The sequence below is a fragment of the Pantoea sp. SIMBA_079 genome, assembly GCF_046940275.1.
Taxonomy (GTDB): Bacteria; Pseudomonadota; Gammaproteobacteria; order Enterobacterales; family Enterobacteriaceae; genus Pantoea; species Pantoea borealis.
The window spans coordinates 1-228 of sequence record NZ_JAWRYR010001043.1; the positions used below are offsets into that span (position 1 = coordinate 1).

Here is a 228-nt window from a genome sequence, read left to right on the forward strand (position 1 = left end):
CCTGGTGCGCGACATGCTTGGCGATGTGTTACGCCAATACGGCTACCAGGTGCGCCAGGCGCACAGCGGCGAGCAGGCATTGGCCTTGCTGGATGACGATATTGACCTGCTGCTGACTGATTTCGCCATGCCCGAGTTCAACGGCGCACAACTGGCGCTGGCGGCCCGCGAACGGTACCCCCACGTGCCGGTGGTGTTTCTTACAGGTTATGCGGAGTTGCAGGGGCT

General features: G+C 62.3%; 1 protein-coding gene. It reads left to right on the top strand.

Annotated elements, in window-relative coordinates; genetic code table 11:
- Positions 1-13: 13 nt before the first annotated feature.
- The coding region (locus SB719_RS23100) for a response regulator (RefSeq protein WP_412160182.1) at positions 14-228 on the top strand (215 nt) is incomplete at its 3' end.